Genomic DNA, 8,665 nt, shown 5'->3' on the forward strand with positions numbered 1-8,665 from the left:
GATTTAGCCACTTGGCTTTTTCCCCTTATTTATTTTGGGGTAAATTTGGGGTAAAAAACGCCAATGTCAATTTACTGACTCAACAACATCACTAGGTGTCCCTGGAACAAAGACATTTTCCATAAACGCCTCGCCATCATTTCTTTGGTAGTTCTTGATGTAGGAATAGTATTTTTCCAATATCATTTTCAAAGATTCATGGCCCATCATTTTTTGGACCCAACCTGGAAGCTCACCGCTATCGAGCATCAAAGTCGCAAATGTATGCCTCGTCTGATAAAGAGACCTTGGCTTAAGCCCAGCTTTTCTTAAACCAGGCTTCCATACATGGTAATTGATGGAGTTCGGCAGCAGAGGGTTATTGCTCTTATTTACAAATACATAAGGAGAGTTGTTTTTTTTCCTTGCCTTCAGATTCGTTAAAGCCTCAATGACAGGCGGCATCATCTTGATGTCCCTTACTGAGCCATTGGTCTTTGGGCGACCCTCTTCACCTCTTACGCGAGTTTCTTTTACCTTGATGACGCCGAGTTTGAAGGAGACATTTTCCCACTTCAAAGCGGCCATTTCGCCAAACCTCATGCCGGTAAAAAAAGCAACAGTGAAGAAATCTGTATAATATTGATGAACTGCATTCAAAAACAAATTGACTTCATCCATAGATAGAGGGCTGATATCAGGTTTATCAGTCTTTAGATTAGCAATCAGGTTCATAGGGTTTTTGTCTATCATCTCTGCTCGCTGTGCGAAGTGCATAACGGCTCTCATCGGTACCAAGACATTATTTATTCGCTTGGCAGAGCAGGTAAGCTGCGCCATGAACTCTTCAATTTCAAGAAACGTAATTTCGGATATCGGAGTGTTACCGAAGCGAGGTAAAATATAGGTGTTCATCGCACTTTTATAGTCTCTTAAAGTAGATGGTTTTACCTTTCTGACGATAGAGTTAGCCCACTTTTGAGCCGCTTCACCAAATAAAATCTCTTCATTGTCGCCATCAGGGTCATAGACGGCTTTACTACTTTGAATTTTCCCGTACAGGTCAATTTCTTTCAAGTATTGGTCACGTGTCCGTCTGGCTTCTGTTACAGAAGTGGATAAAGCTCTTCTTATCCTCTTTCCGTTTACCATAGCGACGAAGTACCAAGTATCACCCCGTAGTTCGAGATGATGGTTTTTACTCTTTTTTGCCATAGTTATATCCTCCAATTTTGTTGTTTTTTGGGTGATACAACAGGCAATTTCCTCTTTAATTCAGTTAGTTGATGTCTTTTGTTATGCACCTCCTTTATTGCAGTTGTATGTTTTTGCTCACAATCAATTATTTCATCAACAGGGTACAGTATCTTACTTGAACCTGGTAAGCTGAAAAATGGAATGTTGCCAGCTTTGCGCAGATTGATAATGGTACCTTGAGATACTCTCCACCGCGTCGCAAGTTCTTTTTGAGTAAAATAATTTTGCCTTTTCAGATAATCGTTCATAGACACAGTCCTTCCTTTAGAAATGTTTGACTGTGCGGTGAAAGATGTCGTCCGTTGCGGAGTACCGCGGTGAGCGCATTTGGTAACTGACTTTCTTTAGTTACCTGTTCTTCCGTTGCACTGGGTAAATTCGTTCTGTTTTTACTTCAATAGTTTGATGGCGTGCTATGTGGTGCTCTTGTTATGCAGCTAGAGCGTTGATGTATGTTTTGAGGCCTATGCCAAGCCATCCTCTTTCAGTACTTGTCCTGTATGGAGTGAAACATTTCTGCTTCAATTCTTTTCCAAAAGCGACCTTGGTCTTCAGGGACTCTCCCTGCTGACGACACCAACCTGAATAAAGCGTAAAAAGAATTTGACTAGACACTCTCTCGTCCGTTCCTACAGTGCAACAATCCTCAATGAATCGTCCCACTACATCCATCTCTTGTCTATATTCGGCATTCGCGTCCGCTATAACCTTTGGTAATCCAAGGCCATTTTTCTGCCAGTCTAAACAGCCCCTAACAGCCCAGGCTAGAATCCCAGGTAATTCTGAATTGAGTTTTTCTTCTAAGTCTTGGTCTTGTTCATGTGGGGGAATGGTTATTTCAAATGGAACGAGTCTGACTCTCCGCCACATTCCAAAATCCTTTCCCTTGATATTGGGTTTATGGTTCGTTGTCATGATTAACTTAAACTGTGGCTTGAACTCGAAATATTCTTTACGCAGGAAGCGTGCTGTCATCGTATCGCTGCCAGTTGTCTGCTTTAGGATACCTTCTGCAAGGTATTGATTGTCATCTGGCTCAGTTGTTGTCGCCAGCCTAGCGCCATTTAACCTTGCGATGTCATTGTTTATATTCCCTTTGTTTGTGTCAAGAAAGGACTCCGGCTGTGCTTGTTTTGCATAGTCACTAAGTAACTTGGTCCATAAATTCAGGAGGGTACTTTTTCCATTTGAGCCGTTACCCCAAAAGATGTGAAAACATTGTTCCCTTGTATTTCCTGTGAGTGTATATCCGAGGAATCTTTGTAGGTATTGAAGCATCTCCACGTTTTCAGCCATAATCTGGGATAGAAATTTCAGGAAATTGGGGCAGGCGCTGTTTGCGTCATAATCGACGGGGACCATTTTTGTAATGAAGTCGTTTGGGTCATGGAACGTAATTTGTCCAGTCCTTAAATTTACAGTGCCATTCGTACAATTCAGTAGCCACGTGTTAGAATCAAGCTCTTCGGTTTTTATTCGAATTCTATGGTCATCCATTGCTAGGGCAGTTATGGCTCTAATTCTATTTACGTGTTCTGACCTCATCGCGTGTTTTGCTATTTTCGTTCTTGTTACTTCATCTTCAGCCTGCTGAGCTTCTTTGTACAGGTTTTTGACAACTTCTCTAACCAGCTTTGAAACTGTTGCGTTTTCGTCATTTTCCCAGGACTTGCCATTCCAGACAATCCATTTCCGGGATGTTGAGCAGTATTTTATTTTGTCCCCAAACTGTTCCACCAATCGGTTTGCATTTCCTAAATCTGTTAGATTGAAATCGGATTTTTGCTGCTCTGTGGTCTCTCCTGCATTTGATGGTGTTATGCCGGAAAGACAGTTGGACTGGTAGTGTTTTTCTTGTTCGTGTAACTTCATGTCTCCCTCCTCTTGTGTTGTAAAGCATATTTCGGGATACTGATTCTTTCATAGTTGCGTTCTTCTTTTAATTGACATATAATGGAAAACATCGGCTTATCAACGACAAAAAAAATGTTTACGTATAAGGTACGTTAAAATTAAATATATCGTACCTGCGGTAAAAGGAATTGTCAAAGTGTTTTTCTATATTTTGTGATTACAATACGTGTCATACAGCCTAATGAGATGAATACATTGAAAGAAAGTGACAAGGAACCGTTGGATATTTTTTTGGAATTAGCGTTCATGGCAGAACAGGAGACTCCTGAAAATAAATCGTCATTCGCTGCCTTTCTTTATAAGTGGTTAGAACTTATGGAATCTTGCAATGTAATTGGGGAGGGTTTGGTACTAACCCAAAAGGAGCAAAGTGAAAGGGTAGCGGCTGCATTAGCTGATAAAGACTTAACAAATGCCAAGAAAATGATTCACTCCATCAAACAAGCTACAACCAACGCTGTCAGAGGGGTAATGGACAAGCAGTGTGATGGGTTGGAATATCCAGTTAAAGCGATGCTCGACTATGATAACAATGGAGAAATAGTTTTTAGGTTTAATGTAAATATCCAAGATAAGAGAAGAGAGGAACACGACGTTACATCGACCATATTTCTAAACTTAATTAGTTACTTACACTTAGAGCAAAGCAGGTTTAGAAGATGCCCAAAATGTGGTAAATTCTTTTATCAATACCAGCATAGGAGACAAAAATTTTGTTCAAAAATTTGTAGCGATACTGGTAGAAAGGGGAAGATGTACAACACTCCAATATAGTGGTAGCTGGTTCTTAAGCGGCAGGTAGTTGGCCGTAGGTTCCATCACCAATATCCTCCTTTGAAATTCATTTACAACTCAGGGATATTTTGCCGAAAATGACACTAATGACACATTTTCGGCAATAATCAGATTTTGAGATGTTGAACACACAAAAGCTAAAAACGCGTCATTAGTGTCACTGAATTATAGGTGAAGTGAAAAAATCTATGTTATTACAGGAGAAAAGCCCAGGACACGCTTGTATTCCGCAGTCATTACTTGATAGAGCTCATCCTGGTGCTGTTTAGGGACAATAAAGCTATCATGCACAGGCAGGCAGGGAATACCTGATTTGGTCATGCGTAATAAAATTGCTTCTGCAATCTCACTGTCAATAAATTGATATTCACGACCCTTTTCCTTGTAAAAACAATTACTGATGGCATTATGTTCATCTTCAATGCGGTCAAGTACTGCTGAAATGTCCTTATAACCTAAGCTGCCGATATAATCCTTATACCAAGGCTTGGCATTTTCTTTAATCGCAAAAATCGCACCACCCCTTGAACGGGTGTTTTCAACCATTAAAAAGATATGCTTCATCATTTTTCGTTCCTTGTCATCTGACCGGTCTTTACACACTGCTCGATAGGGGTCCTCCACGTACTCTGTTTTTGCCAAATGATAAGGGATGCGTACATGGTGAGCAGAGTAATCGAGTTCTACCGTGGGGTCTCCGTTTATCAAGATATCTGCCCGCAATTCTTTAGGCAGATTTGTATGAAGAGCACCATAGAACCTTCCACCCAGATTAAATCGTTTTCTGTTGAAGACCCTGTAGAGTTTTTTGTTCTCAATAACAAAATCAAGCTGAGAGATACCGAACTTCTGAAGCGGCCTTTTCTCGTAAATGAACTCGTCATCGTCTTTATGCGTCAACATCTGGTTCAACACTATGGTTCTGAAATGCGATAACTTCATGACATTATCTTCCAATATTTTGTATAGAGGGGTGGTTCTCTTCAAATCACGTGACAAACTATAGTAAGTGGGGTTTTTACCTAATCCATTGAAATATGGTTGTAATAGATAATATCTATTAGTTATGGATATGTGGTGGTCTACTATAGATGTACTATCTTTGTACTGTCTTTCCTGTACTGTTAGGTATGGTACTGTACCATTACTACTAATCATTCTTCTGGTTGAACTACTATTCCGGTGACTATTGGGGATATCTGACTGAAGGTTTGTCAGGGTAGCATTGGCCTGAAGAAAATTTGGCAGCAGCTTCTCTTTCAGACTTCCAAGGCTCACTTTTAGAGTACCTTCCGCATGAACCTTAACGAACTGTTTTGAGATAAATTCATTGTAGCAGCGCAAATTCTTTCTGTACTTCTGAGTTCTGATTGTATCCTTGTAGTCGATATTGTTCTTTTCTGAGTCTCGTAAGATGATAACTTCACGCTTATCCTCTGTTTCAACCTGGTAGGCCAGATTGCCGATTACATCAAGCATTAGTTTTGAAAGCTTATCAGTAGCCCACATCCTTGACTGAAAACGACCATTCCTTCTTTCAGGGAAATATTCACCTGGTCGATTGTAAATTAGTCCCAAGGCAATGAAGGCATCAACCGATGGAATTACCTGGGAGTAGGTGAAGTGTAATTTTCGATAGCGAGTGTTTTTAATATAGTCATTGCTGTTTCTTGAGTATTTGACTGGCATGTTTTGCAGCCATCCCAGATAAAGATTAAATAAAATTACCTTGCAGGTGAATTTGATTCTGGATTTCTTCTTGTTGATTTGAGCTTTTGACAGTTTGCCAAGCTGCTCAAGCATCTCAATTATCTGCGGAAATAATCTGTCAACAATACCTGTTACCTCTGGAGCTGCTTTTACACGTGCAGCGTTGAAAGTCATCGCATTGTATAGCCATTCGTTGGTGTAGATCTCTTCGTCATATTGTTGAGACAGAGGCGCTATGGCAGAGCGTACTCTCTTCTTTGTTTTTTCCATAGGTACAGCTCCAAAGACAAAGGGCCGCTCCTCACTACATGGAAGAACGGCCCTAGAATACGATAATTGTTGCTATCTTTTTATAAAGAAAAATCGGTTAACGAAGAATTCCCTACTAACCGTAAAATCTTTAAAGAATAATAATTCTTAAAAGATTTTCTTAGGGTCTACTTGGGAATCAATTATTCCAACAGTTGCACCAGCAGACTCAAAGTCCAGGAGATTCTCACCTTCATTATCCAATAAATGATTATAGGCAAGGTTATTTATATCATTTGAAATTTCTCTGACTTTATTGTCCATGCAATATTCATCAATGAAATCTGGCAATGATATTTCAGCGCGAATCGCGAAAATGATTTGTGCAGTTTTCCTTGCTAAATCACAAAAATCTTTATGATACTCCCCAATTCTTTGCTTGCAAAAAGGACATGAGTCCTTCTCGTTGTTAGGTCGCATGTCTTTTTCTGTTACAACTACTGTAGACATATCACCTTTGAATCTTTCACCAAAAATATTTTGATGTATCAAAAGGCCTGAATTAGAAAATAAACTTTTCATTTTTTGCTCCTTCATGGATTATACCCATGGCTTATAGTTTTTATTGGAGTTACATTCTTTAAATTCTCCAATATAAAATAGAAAAGGCCGACAGGGATTTCCCCACCGACCTTTTTGTTTTGTGCTCTAAAACTAACTTGGACTTACAACTAATATATATGTTAAATCATAACATTAACCTCCTTATATTTATTTAAAAATCTGGCGTGCCACTATGTTCTGTATAAATAATCCTGAGCACCTCTCCACAAGAATTATTTGTTGAATCAATGGATTATTTTCACCAGCTATCAGTTCCAACTAATCGACACAGTTACTGACTTCCAATCCCCAGCAGAGTCATATGTTCTAAGGCCAGGTATTTTGTTAACGATAAATTGTGTGCCAGTTCCCACTCCCCACACTTCAAAAAAATCTTCTGTTGCTACGGTGTAAGGTGGGGGGGATGATTTCAGGCATTACAGACTTGGGTTCATCTTTTACAAATACCTCTCCGAAAAGATGTGCCTCTATGGAGATGAACTATAGAAATCCGTGGAATGGTATGCGGCGATATTGTGCTGAAACTAAGGTGCATGGCAGGAATACCTGCATTCATAAAGGAAGAGGCACTGGACAGTACTAACTTATCTTGTGGAACAGCTAGACAGTTTAGTAACAACTGTCGTTAATCGCGTACATCAAATGCAGGATTTCGCAATCACAGCGGCCCTCGTTTTCGATTAAAAAATCAAGTGTTGCTCCTACGTCCACATTGGGCAGTGATATAAGAATACGTTCGGTAATATCCAACGAACCATTGCATCTTTGAATTCTTAGTTCTTCATCTAATTGAATACGAAGAACATTCCAGTGTGGATGCCCAGTGCTTACAATTTCTTTTTCCATAATAAATTTTTCTCCTAAAAAATAGAAAAGGCCGACAGGGATTTCCCCGCCGACCTTCGCAAATACGAACCAAAAACATATATTTGAACTGCATTAAATTCTTATATGTCTATTGCCGTCTAACTCTTAAATATTCCAATAAATTTCAAAAAAATATGTGCTTATTTGTTAACTTTGAAATATACAAGCACATGTTTGGTTTCAAAGTCAGGTATTGATTCGAGGGCGTTAATTGCCCATTTGTGCCAAATGAGATTTTCTGGTTCAAGGTCATCATCGTTTAGGACCCCTCGCTCAATATCTGCTTTTAGTGAATCAATAACCTTTGTCAAAAGAATTGGGTTTAATTTAACACCCTCCCAATCCCTATGACTCATTTCGCCAGTGAAATCATCTCTCCACTCCCAAAAATCAGTTTCTTCATCGTAGTTAGTGAGGTTAAGTTCGAATAAGTTTGACTCAATAGAAAATTTTTCAAATTTGAATGTTGCAAGTATGTCAAAAAAAAACACTTTATTACCGGTTAGCTTGTGGTGCCGAGGGACGTCATCAAAGATGGGTATTTTAAGTATATTTACCCCATCAATTTCTTTTTCATCTTTGGGCTTTTTAATTTGTATAGAATCTTTTCTATAAACTTCTCCACCCCGTGCATAACCGACTAATAATTTAACTTTTACTGTCATTTTAAAACTCCTTGAATAAAATTACTAAAAATACAAAAGGCCAGTAAGATAAAATTCCTACTGGCCCAATTCTGTTGGATGTTCTGTACATCCCTAATTATGCTGCTCTTGTTTATCTATGGTATAACTCTTGTACCTCCATTCAATTTCTTGATTTCTATTAATCCGTACGTCAATCAGCGGACATTCGGTCACGGATGCATTTTGATATTTGTAAATATTATGGATTCCACGTAGGGCGGCCAATGTACGGCAATCACCTTACGGATTAATATCCCCCCAACACCCCACAACAATCTAATATTTCTTCCCTCAAGTTTTTTGAACCGGGCTATCATTGCCAACCAACCGATCCAACGTCTTAATTCCCACCTCCCTATAAAATACATCTGTGCAATGACTGAAGTGTATTCTTTGCGCAATAATTTATTGCCGAGGAATATAACGCCAAAAAACCTCACAGAAATAAGGTATGCAGTGAAGTGGTAAAGAAATAATGGACACTTTCTTAAGTTTGGATTTTTATTCGACAAGGAGGTGTCATTATGACCGAAAGAAGAAGAAAATATACACAAGAATTCAAAGTAGAAGCTGTGAAACTTGTT

General features: G+C 39.1%; 9 protein-coding genes. 1 reads left to right on the forward strand and 8 read right to left on the reverse strand.

Translation table 11 applies throughout. The annotated features are described in order from the left end of the window. Positions 1–66 precede the first annotated feature (66 nt). From JWG88_RS08180 to JWG88_RS08190, 3 genes are all read right to left on the reverse strand, one after another. Positions 67–1,194: a tyrosine-type recombinase/integrase gene (locus tag JWG88_RS08180; protein WP_205233207.1), complete on the reverse strand. Its 1,128-nt coding sequence runs from the start codon at positions 1,192–1,194 to the stop codon at positions 67–69. Between the two features lie 2 nt (positions 1,195–1,196). Then, complete coding sequence (locus JWG88_RS08185) at positions 1,197–1,484, reverse strand: helix-turn-helix domain-containing protein (protein WP_205233208.1); 288 nt, start codon at positions 1,482–1,484, stop codon at positions 1,197–1,199. 181 nt (positions 1,485–1,665) lie between these two features. After that, a complete protein-coding gene (locus JWG88_RS08190) occupies positions 1,666–3,108 on the reverse strand; it encodes a DNA primase family protein (RefSeq protein WP_205233209.1) in 1,443 nt (480 codons plus the stop codon). 237 nt (positions 3,109–3,345) lie between these two features. Here JWG88_RS08190 and JWG88_RS08195 point away from each other — a divergent pair, with 237 nt between their 5' ends. Further along, positions 3,346–3,924, forward strand: a complete 579-nt coding sequence (locus tag JWG88_RS08195) for a hypothetical protein (RefSeq protein ID WP_205233210.1) — start codon at positions 3,346–3,348, stop codon at positions 3,922–3,924. Positions 3,925–4,131: 207 nt separating this feature from the next. On the opposite strand, the gene JWG88_RS08200 is transcribed toward JWG88_RS08195, so the two are convergent. The 5 genes from JWG88_RS08200 to JWG88_RS08220 form a co-directional block, all read right to left on the reverse strand. After that, the gene (locus JWG88_RS08200; RefSeq protein ID WP_205233211.1) at positions 4,132–5,925 is read right to left on the reverse strand and encodes a hypothetical protein; all 1,794 of its coding nucleotides are present in this window, start codon (positions 5,923–5,925) and stop codon (positions 4,132–4,134) included. 147 nt (positions 5,926–6,072) lie between these two features. Continuing rightward, positions 6,073–6,486: a hypothetical protein gene (locus tag JWG88_RS08205; RefSeq protein ID WP_205233212.1), complete on the reverse strand. Its 414-nt coding sequence runs from the start codon at positions 6,484–6,486 to the stop codon at positions 6,073–6,075. Positions 6,487–7,137: 651 nt separating this feature from the next. Then, entirely contained in the window at positions 7,138–7,374 is a 237-nt protein-coding gene (locus JWG88_RS08210) for a DUF2695 domain-containing protein (protein WP_205233213.1), read from the reverse strand. A gap of 161 nt (positions 7,375–7,535) precedes the next feature. Next, positions 7,536–8,060 (reverse strand): hypothetical protein, encoded by a 525-nt coding sequence (locus JWG88_RS08215; protein WP_205233214.1) that lies wholly within the window; start codon positions 8,058–8,060, stop codon positions 7,536–7,538. A gap of 191 nt (positions 8,061–8,251) precedes the next feature. Next, positions 8,252–8,665, reverse strand: a 414-nt coding sequence (locus JWG88_RS08220) for a hypothetical protein (RefSeq protein WP_205233215.1), incomplete at its 5' end; no start/stop codon positions are given.

It is taken from the genome of Desulfopila inferna (genome assembly GCF_016919005.1).
Classification (GTDB): domain Bacteria; phylum Desulfobacterota; class Desulfobulbia; order Desulfobulbales; family Desulfocapsaceae; genus Desulfopila_A; species Desulfopila_A inferna.

Coding starts and splice junctions, on each gene's coding strand:
- JWG88_RS08180 (WP_205233207.1), bottom strand. CDS start 1,194: ATGGCAAAAAAGAGTAAAAACCATCATCTCGAACTACGGGGTGATACT.
- JWG88_RS08185 (WP_205233208.1), bottom strand. CDS start 1,484: ATGAACGATTATCTGAAAAGGCAAAATTATTTTACTCAAAAAGAACTT.
- JWG88_RS08190 (WP_205233209.1), bottom strand. CDS start 3,108: ATGAAGTTACACGAACAAGAAAAACACTACCAGTCCAACTGTCTTTCC.
- JWG88_RS08200 (WP_205233211.1), bottom strand. CDS start 5,925: ATGGAAAAAACAAAGAAGAGAGTACGCTCTGCCATAGCGCCTCTGTCT.
- JWG88_RS08205 (WP_205233212.1), bottom strand. CDS start 6,486: ATGAAAAGTTTATTTTCTAATTCAGGCCTTTTGATACATCAAAATATT.
- JWG88_RS08210 (WP_205233213.1), bottom strand. CDS start 7,374: ATGGAAAAAGAAATTGTAAGCACTGGGCATCCACACTGGAATGTTCTT.
- JWG88_RS08215 (WP_205233214.1), bottom strand. CDS start 8,060: ATGACAGTAAAAGTTAAATTATTAGTCGGTTATGCACGGGGTGGAGAA.